At 65.0% G+C, this 17,905-nt stretch carries 16 protein-coding genes; 8 read left to right on the top strand and 8 right to left on the bottom strand.

Annotation, left to right across the window (positions count from 1 at the left end):
- The first annotated feature begins 27 nt into the window (after positions 1 to 27).
- The 6 genes from gcvT (at position 28) to ACNHGR_RS09565 (ending at position 6,309) form a co-directional block, all read left to right on the top strand.
- Positions 28 to 1,179: a glycine cleavage system aminomethyltransferase GcvT gene (gene gcvT, locus ACNHGR_RS09590; RefSeq protein WP_475285692.1), complete on the top strand. Its 1,152-nt coding sequence runs from the start codon at positions 28 to 30 to the stop codon at positions 1,177 to 1,179.
- 28 nt (positions 1,180 to 1,207) lie between these two features.
- Positions 1,208 to 1,579, top strand: a complete 372-nt coding sequence (gene gcvH / locus ACNHGR_RS09585; protein ID WP_475285690.1) for a glycine cleavage system protein GcvH — start codon at positions 1,208 to 1,210, stop codon at positions 1,577 to 1,579.
- Positions 1,580 to 1,724: 145 nt separating this feature from the next.
- Positions 1,725 to 3,083: an aminomethyl-transferring glycine dehydrogenase subunit GcvPA gene (gcvPA, locus tag ACNHGR_RS09580; RefSeq protein ID WP_475285688.1), complete on the top strand. Its 1,359-nt coding sequence runs from the start codon at positions 1,725 to 1,727 to the stop codon at positions 3,081 to 3,083.
- Positions 3,080 to 4,651, top strand: coding sequence for an aminomethyl-transferring glycine dehydrogenase subunit GcvPB (gene gcvPB, locus ACNHGR_RS09575; protein WP_475285686.1), 1,572 nt, complete (start codon positions 3,080 to 3,082; stop codon positions 4,649 to 4,651). Before gcvPA ends, gcvPB begins: the two co-directional genes overlap by 4 nt.
- Complete coding sequence (locus ACNHGR_RS09570; RefSeq protein ID WP_475285684.1) at positions 4,648 to 5,289, top strand: DUF938 domain-containing protein; 642 nt, start codon at positions 4,648 to 4,650, stop codon at positions 5,287 to 5,289. The genes gcvPB and ACNHGR_RS09570 overlap by 4 nt, the downstream gene beginning before the upstream one ends.
- A gap of 141 nt (positions 5,290 to 5,430) precedes the next feature.
- The gene (locus tag ACNHGR_RS09565; RefSeq protein ID WP_475285682.1) at positions 5,431 to 6,309 is read left to right on the top strand and encodes a hypothetical protein; all 879 of its coding nucleotides are present in this window, start codon (positions 5,431 to 5,433) and stop codon (positions 6,307 to 6,309) included.
- On the opposite strand, the gene ACNHGR_RS09560 is transcribed toward ACNHGR_RS09565, so the two are convergent.
- From ACNHGR_RS09560 to hrpB, 5 genes are all read right to left on the bottom strand, one after another.
- The gene (locus ACNHGR_RS09560; RefSeq protein WP_475285680.1) at positions 6,266 to 8,254 is read right to left on the bottom strand and encodes an ATP-binding protein; all 1,989 of its coding nucleotides are present in this window, start codon (positions 8,252 to 8,254) and stop codon (positions 6,266 to 6,268) included. The genes ACNHGR_RS09565 and ACNHGR_RS09560 overlap by 44 nt on opposite strands.
- 120 nt (positions 8,255 to 8,374) lie before the next feature.
- The gene (gene spt, locus ACNHGR_RS09555; protein ID WP_184266755.1) at positions 8,375 to 9,607 is read right to left on the bottom strand and encodes a serine palmitoyltransferase; all 1,233 of its coding nucleotides are present in this window, start codon (positions 9,605 to 9,607) and stop codon (positions 8,375 to 8,377) included.
- Positions 9,608 to 9,713: 106 nt separating this feature from the next.
- A complete protein-coding gene (locus ACNHGR_RS09550) occupies positions 9,714 to 9,956 on the bottom strand; it encodes an acyl carrier protein (protein WP_184266752.1) in 243 nt (80 codons plus the stop codon).
- Positions 9,957 to 10,075: 119 nt separating this feature from the next.
- Entirely contained in the window at positions 10,076 to 10,354 is a 279-nt protein-coding gene (locus tag ACNHGR_RS09545) for an ETC complex I subunit (protein ID WP_475285678.1), read from the bottom strand.
- Between the two features lie 55 nt (positions 10,355 to 10,409).
- Positions 10,410 to 12,854, bottom strand: coding sequence for an ATP-dependent helicase HrpB (gene hrpB / locus ACNHGR_RS09540; protein ID WP_475285676.1), 2,445 nt, complete (start codon positions 12,852 to 12,854; stop codon positions 10,410 to 10,412).
- A gap of 137 nt (positions 12,855 to 12,991) precedes the next feature.
- Here hrpB and ACNHGR_RS09535 point away from each other — a divergent pair, with 137 nt between their 5' ends.
- The gene (locus tag ACNHGR_RS09535) at positions 12,992 to 14,602 is read left to right on the top strand and encodes an ATP-binding protein (RefSeq protein WP_475285675.1); all 1,611 of its coding nucleotides are present in this window, start codon (positions 12,992 to 12,994) and stop codon (positions 14,600 to 14,602) included.
- A 1-nt stretch (position 14,603) separates the two neighbouring features.
- On the opposite strand, the gene ACNHGR_RS09530 is transcribed toward ACNHGR_RS09535, so the two are convergent.
- Positions 14,604 to 15,383 carry a TSUP family transporter gene (locus ACNHGR_RS09530; protein ID WP_475285673.1) on the bottom strand — a complete coding sequence of 260 codons (780 nt, stop codon included), beginning with the start codon at positions 15,381 to 15,383 and terminating at the stop codon, positions 14,604 to 14,606.
- 110 nt (positions 15,384 to 15,493) lie between these two features.
- Positions 15,494 to 16,522, bottom strand: a complete 1,029-nt coding sequence (locus ACNHGR_RS09525; protein WP_475285671.1) for a polyprenyl synthetase family protein — start codon at positions 16,520 to 16,522, stop codon at positions 15,494 to 15,496.
- A 103-nt stretch (positions 16,523 to 16,625) separates the two neighbouring features.
- Between ACNHGR_RS09525 and ACNHGR_RS09520 the strand changes: the two genes are divergently transcribed.
- Positions 16,626 to 16,904 (top strand): chorismate mutase, encoded by a 279-nt coding sequence (locus ACNHGR_RS09520; protein ID WP_184271935.1) that lies wholly within the window; start codon positions 16,626 to 16,628, stop codon positions 16,902 to 16,904.
- A gap of 16 nt (positions 16,905 to 16,920) precedes the next feature.
- On the opposite strand, the gene ACNHGR_RS09515 is transcribed toward ACNHGR_RS09520, so the two are convergent.
- Positions 16,921 to 17,877, bottom strand: a complete 957-nt coding sequence (locus tag ACNHGR_RS09515; protein ID WP_475285669.1) for a cupin-like domain-containing protein — start codon at positions 17,875 to 17,877, stop codon at positions 16,921 to 16,923.
- Positions 17,878 to 17,905 lie beyond the last annotated feature (28 nt).

The raw sequence follows: 17,905 nt of genomic DNA, 5'->3' as shown, positions 1-17,905 counted from the left end.
AGTCACTCGCACGGAAAGGACGCCTTCATGTCCGGCAATAAGGATATCGCCACCCTCGAAGAGGAACTGCCGCTCGAAGCGTTGCCGCTCGATGCCTGGCACCGCGCCCGTGGCGCGCGCATGGTCGGTTTCGCCGGCTATCACATGCCGATCCAGTATGAAGGCATCATGGCCGAACATAGCTGGACCCGCGAACATGCCGGCCTGTTCGATGTCAGCCATATGGGTCAGCTCACCTTCTCGGGGGAAGGCGTGGACGAGGCGCTCGAACGCATCCTGCCCAGCGATATCAAAGGACTGAAGCCTTTCCGCCAGCGCTATTCGATGCTGCTGGACGAAGAAGGCGGTATCCTCGACGACCTGATGGTGTCGCGCGTCGGCGCTGATGCCTTTGACGGCGCGGCCATCTACATGGTCGTCAACGGCGCGACAAAATATGACGATATCGGCTGGATCATCGAGCATCTGCCCGACGAGGTCGTCATGAACCACATGGCCGATCAGGCGCTGCTGGCGCTGCAAGGGCCGGAAGCGGGCGAGGCGCTGGCCGCGCTGATCCCCGAGACGGCCGACCTCATTTTCATGCAGTCCGGCCTGTTCACCTGGCGCGGCGTTCCGCTGTGGATCAGCCGTTCGGGCTATACTGGCGAGGACGGCTTTGAAATCAGCATCCCCGCCGACGACGTGACCCTGCTGGCCGATGCACTGTGCGAATTGCCGCAGGTCAAGCCGATCGGTCTGGGCGCGCGGGATTCGCTGCGCCTGGAGGCCGGCCTGCCGCTCTATGGTCATGACCTGTCGCCCGCCGTCAGCACGATCGGCGCGGACCTGGGCTTCGCCATCCAGAAGCGCCGGCGCGAGGAGGGCGGCTTTATCGGCCATGTCCGCGTGATGAAGGAACTGGCCGACGGCCCCGGTGCCAGGCGTGTCGGTCTGAAGATCGAAGGCCGCCTGCCGGCCCGCGAAGGCGCGACGATCCATGTCGGCGCGACGCAGGTCGGTGAAGTGACGTCCGGCGGCTTTGCGCCCAGCGTGGGCGCGCCGATCGCGATGGGCTGGGTCAGCCTGCCGTACAGCGCGGAAGGGACCGCGCTGGAAATCGAAGTCCGTGGCAAGCGCATCGCTGCTGTGGTTGCGCCGATGCCGTTCGTTCCGCATCGTTACCGCCGCAAGGCCTGAGTCTTTTCTTTCGAAGGGGTAGTACATCATGAGCCGTTATTTCACCGACGAACATGAATGGATCGACGTAGAGGGCGAAATCGCCACCGTCGGCATCACCGACTATGCGCAGGAACAGCTTGGCGACATCGTGTTCGTCGAACTGCCCGCCGAAGGCACGACTTTCGAAAAGGGCGACGACGCCGCCGTCGTGGAATCGGTCAAGGCCGCGTCCGACGTCTATGCCCCGATCTCGGGCGAAGTCGTCGAAAGCAACGGCGCGCTGGAAGACGAGCCGGCGCTGGTCAACAGCGATGCCGAGGAAGATGGCTGGTTCTTCAAGCTGCGCATCGCCGACACCAGCGAACTGGACGGCCTGATGAACGAAGCCGCCTACAAGAAGTTCGTGGCGAGCCTTTGATCCTGATCTAGCCCCTCCCTTTCAAGGGAGGGGTTGGGGTGGGTGGCGACCGTAGGGAGCCTCGAACCTGTCCCGAAGAGCCGCCGCTGGCGCGGCGGACCCACCCCCGGCCCCTCCCTTGAAAGGGAGGGGAGTGGAGAAATACATGCGCTACCTACCCCTTACCGACACCGACCGGCAGGACATGCTGTCCGTCATCGGCGCGTCGTCCATCGATGACCTGTTCATTGATGTACCCGTCGAAGCCCGCCTGACCGGCACCATCGCCGGCCTGCCCGATCATGCCACCGAACTGGCGGTCGAGCGCCACATGGGCGCGCTTGCGCGGAAAAATCTGTCGGCAGGGGAGGCGCCCTTTTTCCTGGGCGCGGGCGCATACAAGCATCATGTCCCCGCCAGCGTCGATCATCTGATCCAGCGCGGCGAGTTCCTGACCGCCTACACGCCCTATCAGCCGGAAATCGCGCAGGGCACGTTGCAGGTGCTGTTCGAATTCCAGACGCAGGTTGCCCGCCTGCTGGGCGTCGATGTCGCCAACGCCTCCATGTATGACGGCTCGACCGCCTGCTGGGAAGCGATCGGCATGGCCCGCCGCATCACCAAGCGCGGCAAGGCGCTGCTCTCGTCGGGCCTGCATCCCCATTATGTTTCGGTCGCCAACACCATGGCGAAGTTCACCGGCGACGCGCTGGTGCATGAAGCGCCCACGCTGGACGCCGCGACCGACATCGACGCGCTGATCGCATCGATCGACAAGGACACGTCCTGCGTCGTCGTCCAGTACCCGGATATTCTCGGCCGCATCGCCGACCTGACCCCGCTCGCCGACGCCGCCCATGCAGCCGGCGCGCTGCTGGTTGCGGTCGTCACCGAGCCGGTTGCCCTTGGGGCGATCAAGGCGCCCGGCCATATGGGTGCAGACATCGTCGTGGGCGAAGGCCAGTCGATCGGCGTCGGCCTTCAGTTCGGCGGACCCTATCTGGGTCTGTTCGGCTGCAAGCAGAAATATGTCCGCCAGATGCCGGGTCGCCTGTGCGGCGAAACCGTCGACGCCGCGGGCAAGCGCGGTTTCGTGCTGACCCTCTCCACCCGCGAGCAGCATATTCGCCGTGAGAAAGCCACGTCGAACATCTGCACCAATTCGGGTCTGTGCGCGCTCGCCTTTAGCATCCACATGACGCTGCTCGGCGAACGTGGCCTGCGCGAACTCGCGACGCTCAACCACGGCCTCGCTTGCCAAGCTGCCGATCGCCTTGCCAAGGTGCCGGGCGTCACGCTGCTGAACGACAGCTTCTTCAACGAATTCACGCTGATCCTGACGAAGGATGCGCGCGACGTCGTCCGCACCCTCGCTGACAAGGGCATATTGGCCGGCGTGTCGCTCGGCCGCTTGTTCCCGGATGCGCCGCAGATCGGCAACGGCCTCGTCGTCGCCGTGACCGAAACCGTCACGGCGGAGGATATCGAAGCCCTTGCCGCCGCGCTTGAGGAGGAACTGGCATGACCATGTTGAAGGAAGGTCGCCCGACCACCCCGCAAGCCGTCGAGGACGCCCATATGGCCCCCGCAACCGCCACCGGCAATCGCGCGTTGATGCTGGAAGAAAAGCTGATCTTCGAAATCGGATCGACCGACACCACCGGCGTCGATTTCGCCGAAGCGCCCCAAGTTGCCAGCCGCCTCGGCGCGCTCGCCCGTACCGACAGCATCGGCCTGCCCGGCCTGTCGGAGCAGGAAACTGTGCGCCATTACACCCGCCTGTCGCGCCAGAACTATGCCATCGACCTTGGCCTGTTCCCGCTGGGCAGCTGCACCATGAAGCACAACCCGCGCCTCAATGAAAAGGTCGCGCGGATGCCCGGTTTTGCCGACATCCATCCGCTGCAGCCGCAGTCAACGGTGCAGGGCGCGCTGGCGGTGATTCATGAGCTGGCCGCCTGGCTGGTGACGCTGACCGGCATGCATTCGGTCGCCATGTCGCCCAAGGCGGGCGCCCATGGCGAACTCTGCGGTCTGCTCGCGATCCGCGCTGCCCTCGAAGCGCGTGGCGATGCGCGCAGCGTCATCCTTGTCCCCGAAAGCGCGCATGGCACCAACCCCGCCACCGCTGCCTTCTGCGGTTACAAGGTCGAGGATATTCCGGCGACCCCGGATGGCCGCGTAGACCTCGAAGCGCTCAAGGCGCGCCTCGGCCCCGATGTTGCGGCGGTGATGATCACCAACCCCAACACTTGCGGCCTGTTCGAACGCGACATGAAGACGATTTCCGATGCGGTCCATGCAGCCGGAGCCTTCGTCTATTGCGACGGCGCGAACTTCAACGCCATTGTCGGCCGGGTCCGCCCCGGCGACCTGGGCGTCGACGCGATGCACATCAACCTGCACAAGACCTTCTCGACGCCGCATGGTGGCGGTGGTCCCGGTTCCGGTCCGGTCGTGCTGTCGCAAGCGCTTACGCCCTTCGCACCACTGCCTTTCGTGGAAAAGCAGGACGACAAGTTCGTGCTGGTCGAGGAAGAAACGGCGGAGGATCACCACGCCCAGACCTTCGGCCGCATGGTCGCCTTCCATGGCCAGATGGGCATGTTCACCCGCGCGCTGACCTATATCCTCAGCCATGGCGCGGACGGCCTGCGTCAGGTCGCCAGCGACGCGGTGCTGAACGCTAACTATATCCTGCGCAGTCTGGATGACGTGCTCGACGCGCCGTTCGGCGGGGCAGGGCCGTGCATGCATGAGGCGCTGTTCAGCGACAAGGGGCTGGCCGACGGCTTCACCACGCTCGACATCGCCAAGGGCCTGATCGACGAAGGCTTCCACCCGATGACCATGTATTTCCCGCTGGTCGTCCATGGTGCGATGCTGGTCGAACCGACCGAAACGGAAAGCAAGGCCGCGCTCGACCAGTTCATCATGGCGCTGCGCAACCTCGCCGAACGCGCCAAGGCCGGGGATGAAGCGTTGAAGGGGGCGCCCTATCACGCTCCGCGCCGTCGCCTCGACGAAACCCTCGCCGCGCGCAAGCCGATCCTGACCTGGACCGATCCTGCGCTGGCGGTCGCCGCCGAATGACGAACCGGCCGGAACCCTGGCAACCGGGTTCCGGCCCTGCTGTCGCGGGCAAACGCCGCGCCCCCGCAACGGAGCGTAATCGCGACGCCATCGTCGCGGTCCTGCGCGATGCCCTGCCATCCTCTGGCCTCGTGCTGGAGGTGGCGAGCGGCAGCGGCGAACATGCCGTCCATTTCGCCGCCACTTTCCCGAACCTCGACTGGCAACCAACCGATCCTGATCCGACCGCATTGACCTCGATTGCCGCATGGCGTGCCGAAGCCAGCCTGCCCAATCTCCGCTCGCCCATACAACTGGATGCCAGCACCGAATGGCCGATGGCGAAGGCCGACGCGATCCTTTGCATCAACATGGTGCATATCTCGCCTTGGGAAGCGACACTTGGCCTGTTCAAGAGGGCAGGGGCAGCGCTGCCGCCGGACGGCCTCCTTTATCTGTACGGTCCCTACACTCGCACAGGCGTAGAAACAGCGCCCAGCAATCTTGCCTTTGACGCTTCGCTGAAGGCCCGCAACCCGCGCTGGGGCCTTCGCGCAATGGAGGATGTGATCGCGGCGGCCCAGGCAGAAGGGCTGACGTTCGACCGGTTGATCGACATGCCCGCGAACAACCTGTCATTGCTCTTTCATAAGAGATAGCATTAAACACCGTTCACCCTGAACTTGTCGAAGTCTGTCCTGCGCTTCGCCGGAGGGGGCCGCACTTTCTTGAAGACAAGAGCAGGGCTTCGACAGGCTCAGCCCGAACGGAATATGGTTTAGAGCTTTTTGCATAATCCCATGCCCAACACACTTCTCCCCCTCGTCACCGCCGAACTCTCCGCGCCGGCCGATCCGCGCGCCGCGGCGATGGCCGGGGCGCTCGCCGCGCAATATTGCACCGCCGCTCGCGCTGTCCTCTTCTACGGCTCCTGCCTGCGGGAGAAGAATCTCGACGGGCTGATGCTTGATTTCTATCTGATCGTGTCGGATTATCCGACCGCCTACGGCAAAGGCTGGCTGGCCACTGCCAACCGGCTGATCCCGCCCAATGTCTTTCCGTTCGAACATAATGGCCTGATCGCGAAATATGCGGTCCTGTCCGAAGCTGATTTTGCGCGGCTCAACAGCCCGGTCGCCGACAATGTCTCGGTCTGGGCGCGCTTTGCCCAACCATCGCGCCTGCTCTGGGCCTCGGACGATCTTGCCCGTCAGCGTGCCGTTGCCGCCGTAGCCCAGGCCGCGCCGACACTGCTATCACTCGCCCGGCCCATGGCTGAAGGGCAGGAGGATGCGCTTGGCCTGTGGAAAGCCGGCTTCGCGCTGACCTATAATGCGGAACTGAGGGCCGAGAAGACGGGCCGTTCGCTTTCCATCGTAGATGCCGATCCTGATCGTTATCGCCGCTTTGGAGAGGCGGCGCTGGCCGATGGCCTGCCACCGTCTCCTGCCGACGCACCCGCGCTCTGGCGCCGGCTACAGCGACGCGGCAAGCGGCTGTCGGTCACGCGGCTGGCCAAGGCCAGCTTCACCTATGTCGGCGGCATCGATTATCTGGCGTGGAAGATCAACCGCCATGCCGGCACGAAGATCGAGATCAAGCCCTGGCAGCGACGCTGGCCGCTGCTGGGCGCGGTCACTCTGCTGCCGCGGCTGTTCCGGGGTGGCGCGATACGCTGAGCGTCTGGCCAAGCGCCTGCCCCAGCGCCATCAGCGTATAAGGTTTGCGCAACACCGCATGCCCTTCGAAATCGGCGCTGTCATTGCCATCGCCGGTATAGCCGGTCACGAACAGCACCGGCAGGTGGCGGAAACAGGCGGGCAGGGCCTTGACCATTTCCGGCCCGGTCATGTCAGGCATCAGCACGTCGCTGATGATGAGGCCGACATCGCCATGGCTGGCGAGCAGCTTGGCCGCCTTGGCCGGATGGTCGCAGGCGATCGGCAGGTGGCCGAGTTCCGCCAAGGCCGCCATCGTCTGGTTGAGCACCCGCACATCATCTTCGACCACCAGGATGCGGGTCGGGGGCTGCTCCACCGGTGTACGGGCGAAGCTGGCCTCTGCATCCACCGCCTCCTCCGCACCGGCCGATCGCGGCAGGTACAGATGGACGCCGGTGCCGATGCCGGGCGTCGAATCGATCCGGATCTCGCCGCCGCACTGCCGCACGAAGCCGAAAATCTGGCTGAGGCCAAGGCCCGTACCCTTGCCCACCGGCTTGGTGGTGAAGAAGGGTTCGAACACGCGCGCCAGTACCTCCGGCGTCATGCCGCATCCATCGTCGGTCACGCTGACGGTCACATAGTCGCCCGCCGCGCATTCGCCGATCTCGCCGTCGGACAGCAGGGCTTGTCCAGTCGCCAGCGTCAGCCGTCCGCGCCCTTCCATGGCGTCGCGCGCATTGACGCACAGGTTCAGGATCGCATTTTCCATCTGATGCTGGTCGACAAAGATGCGCCAGCCGCTTGCCCCTTCCGCGAAATGGACGATGATCTGGTCGCCGATCGTCCGGTCGATCAGGTCGGCCATGCCGCGCAGCAACCCATCGGGATCGACCGCACTTGGCAGCAATGGCTCCGACCGGGCGAAGGCCAGCAGCCGCCGGGTGAGTGCAGAGGCGCGGTTGGCGCCCTCCATCGCATTGTCCAGATGCCGGTGCGCCTCGTCGGGCTTCAGCGCCATCTTGCGCTTGGCCAGTTCCAGTCCGCCGACCACCACCGCCAGCATATTGTTGAAATCATGCGCGATACCGCCGGTTAGCTGACCCACGGCATCCATCTTCTGCATCTGGCGCAAATGGTCCTCAGCCGCGGCGCGCTCGGCCGATTCCCGCTTCAACTGGTCGTAGGCGTCGGACAGTTCGGCCGTGCGCGCCGCGACGGCGGCTGCCAGCCGGTCGGCGCGCTCGCCTTCTGCCTCGGCGAACCGCCGCGCCTGACGCCGCTCGCGCCAGGCGTTGTTGGCGAACCAGAGGCCGAACAATATGCACACCAGCATCGCCAGCCCGACCAGCCGCGATGTCTTGCCCACCCATTCGTTGCGATCGCCGGCCAGCGTCACCGCCAGACTGCGTTCCTTCAGCCGATTATTCTCGGCCGTGATGACCAGGTCGAGCAGGGCGGTGATGCGGCGCAGATCCTGGCTCTTGCCGGCCTGATGAAAACGCGCCAGCGCCGCCATCTTCTGATCGTAGGTGGTACGCAGGCCGATCTCGCTCAGCGTCTTGCCGCGCGCGATGAAGGCATAGCGCAGGGCTGCGACATTGCCCTTCTGCCAGCCGGACTCGCGCGTGGCATAGCTCAGCGCCTTCAACTGGCTGGCGGCGCCGCGCCACTGGTCCTGAAACAGGCGGCCGGTATCGGGGTCCAGGCTGATGACGTAACGGGCGAGCGTCACTTCCGCGCGGGCCACCCGCGCTTCGAACCCGCGCGCCAGGGCAATGACCTCGAAGCTGCTCTGCTGCTCGGCCAACGCCTGCGCATGATCGCGCGATGCATTGCTGGCGCTGTAGATGAGTGCACCCAGCGATCCGATCAGCAGGGCACCCAGCAGCAGCGGCAGCGCGCGTCGGCTGAACGCACGCCACCCTTGCAATGGATCGTCATGAAGATCGGTATCGGCCATTGACCGTTACACTAGCCGAACAAGGTTAACCGCGAAACATCGCCGTCGAAAAGTTCCATGGATGGGCGGCAATCCACCGCACCCATGGCTCCGCCGGTCGTTTTGCGATGCTTTGGCGTATCAGCCGATCGCGCCGGTCGCCTTGCCGGCAGCCTCGAACATCCCGATGATCTGCGTCACTTGCTCGTCGCTATGCTCGGCGCACAGTGAACAGCGCAGCAGGAAGGTGCCGGCCGGGGTTGCCGGCGGGCGGGCCATGTTGACGTAGAGGCCCAACTCCAGCAACGTCTGCCACATGGCGACGGCCTGCATCTGGTCGGTCAGGATGACCGCGATGATCGCCGATTGCGGCGTGGCGCTGCCCAGCTTGAAGCCAAGGTCGCTCAGCCCCTTGTGCAGCCGCTGACTGTTCTTCCACAGATGCGCACGCTTTTCGCCGGCATGCATCAGCTTGCGGATGCTGGTCGCGGCGGTGGCGACGACGCTGGGCGGCAGCGATGCGGTGAAGACATAAGGACGGCAGACGAGGCGCAGGATTTCGAACTTGGGGTGATTCGATACGCAGAAGCCGCCGACGGTGCCGACCGATTTGGAGAAGGTGCCGACCACGAAGTCGATCTCGCCCTCGACGCCCTGTTCTTCATAAGCGCCCCGGCCATTGGGGCCGAAAAAGCCCATGCCATGCGCTTCGTCGCACAGGATCATGCAATTGGGATGCTTGCGGATCGCGGCGACCATTTCGGGCAGCGGGGCGACGTCGCCCAGCATCGAATAGACGCCCTCCAGTACGACCAGCTTCAGCGCGTCGGCGGGCAGGCGGCCAAGGCGCTTGTCCAGATCCTCGACGCTGTTGTGGCGGAAACGGACGATCTCCGCATTGCCGAGGCCACAGCCATCATAGATGGACGCATGGCTGTCCGCGTCGAGCACGACATAGTCGCCCTTGCCCGCGAGGGTGGAGATGATGCCCAGGTTCGCCTGATAGCCGGTCGAAAAGACCATGGCGCCGGAAGTGCCGTAGAACTCCTTGAGCGCGTCCTCGACTTCCTTATGGCCCTGATAGGTGCCGTTCAGGACGCGGCTGCCGGTCGTGCCCGCGCCGAACTCGTCCAGCGCTTTCTTGCCCGCCGCGACGACATCCGGGTCGAACGTCATGCCCATATAATTATAGGTGCCGAGCAGGATCGTTTCCTTGCCCTTGATGATCGCGCGGGTGGGCGACAGCACCTGGTCCATGACGATCGCATAGGGATCGCGCACGCCCGTCGCCAGCAGCGCCTCGCGCTCGTTGATCAGCGGATCGAATTTGGAAAACAGGTCGCGGGTTTCGGTGGCGATGGCGGCGTCGGTCATAGAGAAATTCCGTTCAAGTCAAAACCGCCGTTCGGTTCGAGCTTGTCGAGAACCATCAGCACATGGTTCTCGACAAGCTCGAACCGAACGGAAGGAGGAAGAGCGTTCAGCCCTTCAGCTTGGCGACCGCGTCGACCAGCTGGCCCACGGTTTCGATTTCGGCCTGCATGTTCATGGTGATGATGATGTCGAACTCATCCTCGATGGCCGCGACGAAATCCATCACCGTCAGGCTGTCCCACTCCAGGTCGCCGGCAAAGGTGGTGGCCTCGGTCAGTGCGACGCCCTTCTTGTTGAAGGGTTCGATCTGCGTGGCGACGCTGTCGAAAATTGCGCTGCGATCCGTCATTATCGTCAAAATCTTTCCGTCAAAGCGCGGCATTTGCCGCCTCAGCCTGCCCTTTGGCAAGCGAATAAGGCGTCAATCGGGCAGCATCGCGCCCGAATGTGCAAGCAAAAATAGACCGATCAGCGGAAATTGTCGGCGTAGGCCTGCAACTTCAGCGTCTTGGGCGGGGTCGCGATAATGGTGTAGGGCACGCCCTTCTTTTCCGCATAGGCGACGGCGGCCTCCTGCGACGGGAAACTCAGCTTCAACTGCTGCTGCGTGTCGCCCGAACCAGCCCAGCCGGTCAGCGGATCCGCCTTCTTCGCTTCGGCGGGCGCATATTCCAGCACCCATTTGTGGGTCAGCGCCTTGCCGGACTGGAGGGCGTTCTTCTGGATCTGGTAAATGCGCGCGTTCATCGCGAAGGACTCCGTAAATTCGTCATTTTGCGTTGCACCAATGGCCGCCGTGAAGTCAAGAGTTCCGCCGCGCATCGGCATTTTTGGTGCGCAATGTGGCGTTGGCACCTGCCGGATCGTCGGGCCAGGGGTGGCGCGGATAGCGCCCGCGCATTTCCTTCGCCACGTCGCGCCAGTTGCCCGCCCAGAAGCCCGGCAGGTCGCGCGTCGTCTGGATCGGTCGCCCGGCCGGCGAGGTGAGGGACAGGACCAGGGGAATGCGCTGGCTTCCTACGGTCGGATGTTCCGACAGGCCGAACAGCGCCTGCACGCGCAGTTCCACGCGCGGCCCGCCCTCGGCGGCATAGTCGATCGCATGGCTGCTGCCGGCGGGCGAACGGAAATCGGGCGGCGCGAGCCGATCGAGTTGCTGCTTGCCGTCCCAGCCGATCAGGCCTTCCAGCACGCCCGACAATTGCGACCGGTCGATATCGGACAGTCGCCGCCTGCCCGCCAATAGCGGGGATAGCCAGTCGTCCAGCGTCTCGATCAGCGCTGCGTCGGACAACGCCTCCAATCCCGCAAATTCCCCGCGCATCCGCAGTGACCGCGCCGCTTCTGACCATGGCAGCAGCGAAAGCCCGCCCTGCCGCACGCCCTCGGCCAGAGCAGCGGCCACGGCATCGGGATCGGGCTTGTCGTCCGATCCGGAGGAAAGCCGTACAGCGCCCAGCCGCCGTTCCCGCAACGCCTCTATCCCGCCATTGGCGGAGCGGAATTTGACGGTGCGATGCTCGGCGATCCGCGAACCAAACAGAGCCATCACGTCGGCCTCGTCAATCGGTGCGGCGGACAGGATGCGCGCGCCCGCCGCGCTGCCCTGCACCTCGCCGACGGCCAGCCATTGCTCGCGCGCCAGTGGCGACAGAGGATCGAGCCGGAAGCCGCGCCCGCCAACGCTCGCCCAGTCCGCGCCATCGGCGGAACGGCGTTTCGCCACCCGATCGGGGAAGGCAAGGGCGAGGGCGATGCCGACCTGATGCTCGCCAAAGGCCGCACTCCGCTCGCTGGGGACCAGCTTCGCCCACCGCTTCGCCAATCCTCTTGCCGCATCCGCACGCTTGCCGCTTTCGCGCCGCCAGCGCTGCCGTCGTAGCGTCAGATCGGTATCCTGCCCGCCAATTCCACGCTCGCCCAGCAGCACGGCGACCTCGGCCGCGACTTCCGCCAGCCCCATCTCGCCCGCCCGCACCAGCATATGCGCGATCCGTGGGGATAGCGGCAATTTCGCCAGCAGCTTCCCATGCGCCGTGATCCGCCCGTCCGCGTCCAGCGCCTCCAGCACGGTCAGCCGCCTCCGCGCTTCCTCCACGGCAGCGGCCGGCGGCGCATCAAGCCAGCGCAGCGCGCCCGGATCGCTCACACCCCACAGCGCGCAATCGAGCAGCAGGCTGGACAGGTCGCTTTCCAATATCTCCGGCGGATCGAAGGGAGGCATGCCGGCTGTCGCCGCTGCTTCCCACAGTCGATAGGCGACACCGGGCCGCTGCCGCGCGGCGCGGCCCGCGCGCTGGGTCGCCGACGCCTGACTGGCCCGCTCCGTCACCAGTCGCGTGACGCCCGCCGCCCGGTCATAGCGGGGCCGCCGCGCCAGCCCGCTATCCACCACGATCCGCACGCCGTCGATGGTCAGGCTGGTTTCCGCGATCGATGTGGCAAGGATCACCTTGCGCCGCCCATCGCGCGAACGCCTAATCGCTGCTCGTTGCGCACCCGGATCGAGCGAGCCGTGCAGCATATGCACCTCATAGGGACCAACCTCGATCCGTTCCGCCGTCCGCTCGATCTCCCGCACGCCGGGCAGGAAGGCGAGCAGGTCGCCCTCCGCCTCTTCGGTCAGGGCCTGACGGATGGCGGCGGCCATCTCATCCTCGATCTTCTTTTCCGACGCGCGGCCGATGTGGCGCAATTCGAGCGGCTGGATGCGCCCCTCGCTCTCGATCACCGGTGCGCCATCGAGCAGCGAGGCAAAGCGCCCCCCATCCAAAGTCGCCGACATCGGCACGATCCGCAAATCCGGCCGCAACGCTTCCTGCGCATCCAGCGCCAGCGCCAGCCCGAAATCGCTGTCCAGACTGCGCTCATGCACTTCGTCGAACAGCACGGCCGACACGCCCGCCAGCTCCGGATCATCCTGTATCCGCCGCACGAATATGCCCTCGGTCAGCACCAGCAGCCGGGTCTTGGCGGAAACCTTGCTGTCCATCCGCGTCGCATAGCCGACCGTGCCGCCCGGCTGCTCGCCCATCATCTCGGCGATCCGTTCCGCCGCTGCCCTCGCCGCCAGCCTGCGCGGCGACAACAGCAAGACCTGCCCGTCGCACCATGGCTCGTCCAGCAGGGCCGGGGCCACCGCCGTCGTCTTGCCCGCGCCCGGTGGCGCCACCAGCACGGCATTGCTGCCCACCCGCAGCGCGGCAAGCAGGTCGGGCAGAACGGCGTGAATGGGAAGGTCGCTCATCGCGCCTCCTCTCGCGCCAATCGGCGATCAGTGCAAGGCGCGGTAAAAATCGTTCGATATGCGGGAAAGAGTTGCCAATCCGCACGTTGGGCGCACAGAGGTTGATGCAGATCATATCGTGCGAGGAAAGACGGGGAATGGCGAGCCAGTTGGACGATGCGGACCGCTATCGCACCCTGTTCGAAACGATGGACGAGGGATTCTGCATCATCGAGTTTTTCGATGGCCCGCATGGCCCGCTGAGCGACTATATCCATGTCGAGGCGAACGCTGCCTATGAACGCCATGCCGGCATCGCCAACGTCGTGGGGCAGAAGTTGCGCGAAATGGTCCCGGCGGAAGCCGATGGCTGGGTCGAGCTTTATGGCGGTGTTCTCCACAGCGGCAAGCCTATCCGTTTCCAGCGCGAACTGGAGGCGACCGGTCATTATCTCGAAGTCTCCTCTTTCCGCGTCGGGCCGTTCGAAAACCGCCAGGTCGCGGTGCTGTTCAACGACATTACCGACCGCATCAGGGCAGAGCGGGCGCAGCAGGCACTCAATGAAACGCTCGAAGCCCGCATCGCGCAGGCGCTGGAAGAGCGTGAAAAGGCCGAAAGCGCATTGCGTCAGGCGCAGAAGATGGAGGCGGTGGGGCAGTTGACCGGCGGCCTCGCCCATGATTTCAACAATCTGCTCGCTGGCATTTCCGGTGCGTTCGAAATGATCGCGGTCCGGCTGGCGCAGGGGCGCACGGCCGATGTCGACAAATATCTGACCGCCGGGCAGGGCGCCACCCGCCGCGCGGCGGCGCTGACCCATCGTCTGCTCGCTTTCTCCCGTCGCCAGACGCTGACGCCCAAGCCGACGGTCATAAACCGCCTGCTCGGCGACTTTTCCGAACTGGTGCGCCGCACCGTCGGTCCGCAGATCGAGGTGCAGACGATCGCAGCGAGCGGCCTGTGGCCGGCGCTGGTGGATGTCAACCAGCTTGAAAATGCGCTGCTCAACCTCTGCATCAACGCCCGCGATGCGATGCCGGGTGGCGGCAAGATCACCATCGAGACGGGGAATCGCTGGCTCGATGATCGCACCGCGCGCGATCATGGGCTGACGCCGGGCCAATATGTGACCGTCTGTACCAGCGACACCGGCACCGGCATCGACAAGGCGATCATCGACCGCGTCTTCGACCCCTTCTTCACCACCAAGCCGATCGGGCAGGGGACGGGCCTTGGCCTGTCCATGGTCTATGGCTTCGCGCGGCAGAGCAACGGCCATGTCCGCATCTATTCCGAGCCCGGTCAGGGCACGATGGTCTGCATCTATCTGCCCCGTCATCGCGGCGAGGAGGATGTCGAGGATGCCATCGTCAGCGATCCGCCGGTGGAGGCGGATGCAGGCGAAACCGTGCTGGTGATCGATGACGAACCTTCGGTCCGCATGCTGATCGTCGATGCGCTGACCGATCTTGGCTATCATTGCCTGGAGGCGGCGGACGGGCCGGCGGGGTTGCGCATTCTGGAAACCCGGTCGCGGATCGATCTGCTCATCACCGATGTCGGCCTGCCCGGCGGCCTCAACGGGCGCCAGGTCGCCGATGCCGCCCGCGCGCTGCGCCCCGATCTCAAGATATTGTTCGTGACCGGCTATGCCGAAAATGCAGTGCTGAATCACGGCCATATCGAACATGGCATGGAGGTGCTGACCAAGCCCTTCGCCGTGGACGAACTGCATCGCCGCGTGGCGACGCTGGTGCAGGCGGAATGAGCTATCCGAACAGGTAGATGTGGATCGGGTTCTTCGGGTCCAGCAGCATCTTGGCGGTCAGCGCCAGCGACATGACGATCAGCAACGGCTTGATGAGCCGCGAGCCGAAGCGCATCGCCAGATAGGAACCGATCTGCCCGCCGGTGATGCTGCCCACGGCCATGGCGAGGCCGGCGATCCACAGCACATGGCCGCCCGCAATCATGGTCAGCAGCCCCGCGACATTGCTCGCCAGATTGGCGGCCTTGGTCTGCGCCGTCGCGCGCAGGATGGACAGGCCACCCAGCGCCAGGAAGATGGTCGTGTAGAAGGCGCCGGCGCCCGGCCCGAAAAAGCCGTCATAGAAACCAACCACGCCGATCAGCCCTGACAGCGCCGCCATGCCGACTCGCGCATTACGATCGGCATCGCTCAGCTTGGGCGAGAAGGTGAAATAGGCGGCCAGCGCGATCAGCAGCGCCGGCATCAGTCCGGCCAGGATCGACGGATCGACCCGCTGCAACAGCCATGCCCCCGCCACCGATCCGGCAAAGGCCGCCATCACCGGCCATTTATAGGTTTTGAGATCCATATGCCCGCGCCGCGCATAGGCGACGCAGGCGCCGAAGGTGCCAAGGCTGCTCTGCAACTTGTTGGTCGCCACGGCCTGCACGGGCGGTATGCCGGCCGCCAGCAGTGCGGGCAGGGCGATCAGGCCGCCCCCGCCCGCCATCGCATCGATACAGCCCGCCATCGTTGCGGCGGCCATGAGGAAGGCGATGGTTTCGGGGGACAGGATCATGGGCAGAGTCCGGCTCCGCCCTCTGACCCGTTCGGGCTGAGCCTGTCGAAGCCCTGTACTTTCTTCGTCAGGGGATGGCGTCTGATCGAACGATCAGGCGCCCAAAAACCTCAATAAGCCCGTGCGATAGCGAATTCGACCGCTTCGGTAAGGGCCGCTTTGGCCTGACCGGCATCGAACCGGCCCAGCGCGTCGATCGCGCGCTGGCCATAATGGCGCGCCCGCGCCAGCGTGTCGGCGATCGCGCCGGTCTGGCGCAGCAGCCCGGTGGCGTGGGCCAGGTCTTCGTCGCTGATCTTGTGGCCGGCGATCGCCGCCTTCCAGAAGGCGCGATCCTCGTCGCTGCCGCGCGCATAGGCCAGGATTACCGGCAACGTCACCTTGCCGTCGCGGAAATCGTCGCCCGCATCCTTGCCCATGGTCGCGCCGTCCGATTCATAGTCGATCGCATCGTCGATCAACTGGAAGGCGATGCCCAGGTTCCGGCCATAGACGTCCAGCGCCTGCTCCTCGCTCTCGCTACGGTCGGCGACCACGGCGGAAATGCGGCAGGCGGCAGCGAACAGGGCGGCAGTCTTGGCGCCGATAATGTCCAGATATTGTTCTTCGCTGGTGTCGATCTTGCGCTGTGCCGTCAGCTGGTTGACCTCGCCCTCGGCGATCACGGCCGACGCATTGGCCAGGATCTTCAAGACTTTGAGCGATTCCGCCTCGACCATCAATTCGAACGAGCGGGAGAAGAGGAAATCGCCTACCAGCACGCTGGCGCTGTTGCCCCAGATGATGTTGGCGGTCTTGCGGCCCCGACGCAGGCCGGAGCCATCGACGACATCGTCGTGCAGCAGCGTGGCGGTGTGGATGAACTCCACCGCAGCGGCCAGCTTGTAATGGCGCGATCCCGCATAACCGACCAGATCGGCGCAGGCCAAAGTCAGCATCGGCCGCAGGCGCTTGCCGCCGCCCGCGATCAGATGGCCGGCCAGTTCCGGGATCAGCGGAATGCGCGACTGCATCCGGTCCAGGATCACGGCATTGACCTGGTTCATGCCGTCGGCGACCAGCGACATGATGGGGGCGAGCGAGGGCGCGGCGTTGGCGCGGCCGATCGGGTGGACGTTACCGGGGGCAGGTGCTGTCATGACGCGCCCATGTGGCGGTGCAAAATGTGAAAGGCAAGCGGGAATAGCTTGCACAAGGCGGCGGATGCGGCAAAAAGCGCGCCATCTGGAACCGGAGGCCCAAGTGGACGAGACATTGCAGCGCTATCGCGAGAGTATCGACAATATCGACGCGGCGCTGGTGTTCATGCTGGCCGAGCGTTTCAAGATCACCCAGGCCGTCGGCGAGCATAAGGCGACTCACGACCTGCCCCCCGCCGATCCCGGCCGGGAGGATCGCCAGATCGCCCGCCTGCGCCAGCTGGCGCTGGACGCGAAGCTCGATCCCGACTTCACCGAAAAATTCCTGCGATTCATCATCGACGAAGTGATCCGCCACCACGAACAACTGCGCGAGGGTTGATCGGTCGACGGGGGGATTACCCTGCCGGGTAATTTTCATGGCCCACATTGGGCCAATGGAAATTGGTGTAGGTCAGCATGGTCGCAAAGCTTTCCGACCGCACCTGATGCCACCAGCCGATGGGCACGAACAGCAGGTCGCCCGGCGACAGCAGCACGTCGTAACGCAGCACGTCGCGCGCCTGCGGGTGGAGTTTCAGCCGCGCCTCATCGGTCACGTCGCGCACTTCGCTGAACACATGCGACCGATGCGCCAGCCGATGCGTCTGCGACGGCGGGATGATGGTCACCCGCTTCGTCCCCGTCACCTGTGCCAGCAGATTGTTGGTCAGGTCGAAATGCAGCGGCGTGAAACTGCCTTCGCCGCCGATCCACAACATGCCCGGCGCGCGCGTCAGATAGGCGTCGATCGGCGCCAGATCAGCCTCCAGCGGGCGCAGGGCCGGCCCGTTGGCGGCGCTGTTGGACGCGGTCAGATAGGCGTCATTGCCGCCCTTGCGCGCCAGCGCGATGAACTGGCGGAAAGGCGCGCGCTTGCGATGCCTGTCCTTCTTCAATTCATAATCCTGTGCGCTCGACCGGCCGCCCTGATATTCGATCTCCGCATCGCCGACGACCTCCGCCAGATAGTCGGGCGTCCAGCGCTCCAGCGCAGGCCAGTCGGCAATCGCGCCCTTGATGAGGACGGGACGGCCGGGCGCGTAGAAATTATGCAGGAAATCCTCACCCGACAGATTTTCCGCCGTGAACAAGCCCGACGCATAGGGTGACAAGGCCCGCTGGCGCTCCTGCACCTCCATCAGCCAGTCGCGCCGTTTGCGGGCCAGCATGTCTTCCGTCGCTTGGGCGGGAGCAGGCGCTGGCGGCGGTGCGATCGCCCGCGCGGCGGCGGCGCCGAAATCGATCTGCCGCAAGGCCATCTGCATCCGCATGTCGGCGGCCTGGGCGGGAAGGGAGGGCAGCTTCTTGCTCATGCCGTCCCATAGCCCCCGATGATGACGG

Source organism: Sphingobium sp. RS1, from assembly GCF_056156825.1.
This window is presented reverse-complemented; position numbering and strand designations above follow the sequence as displayed.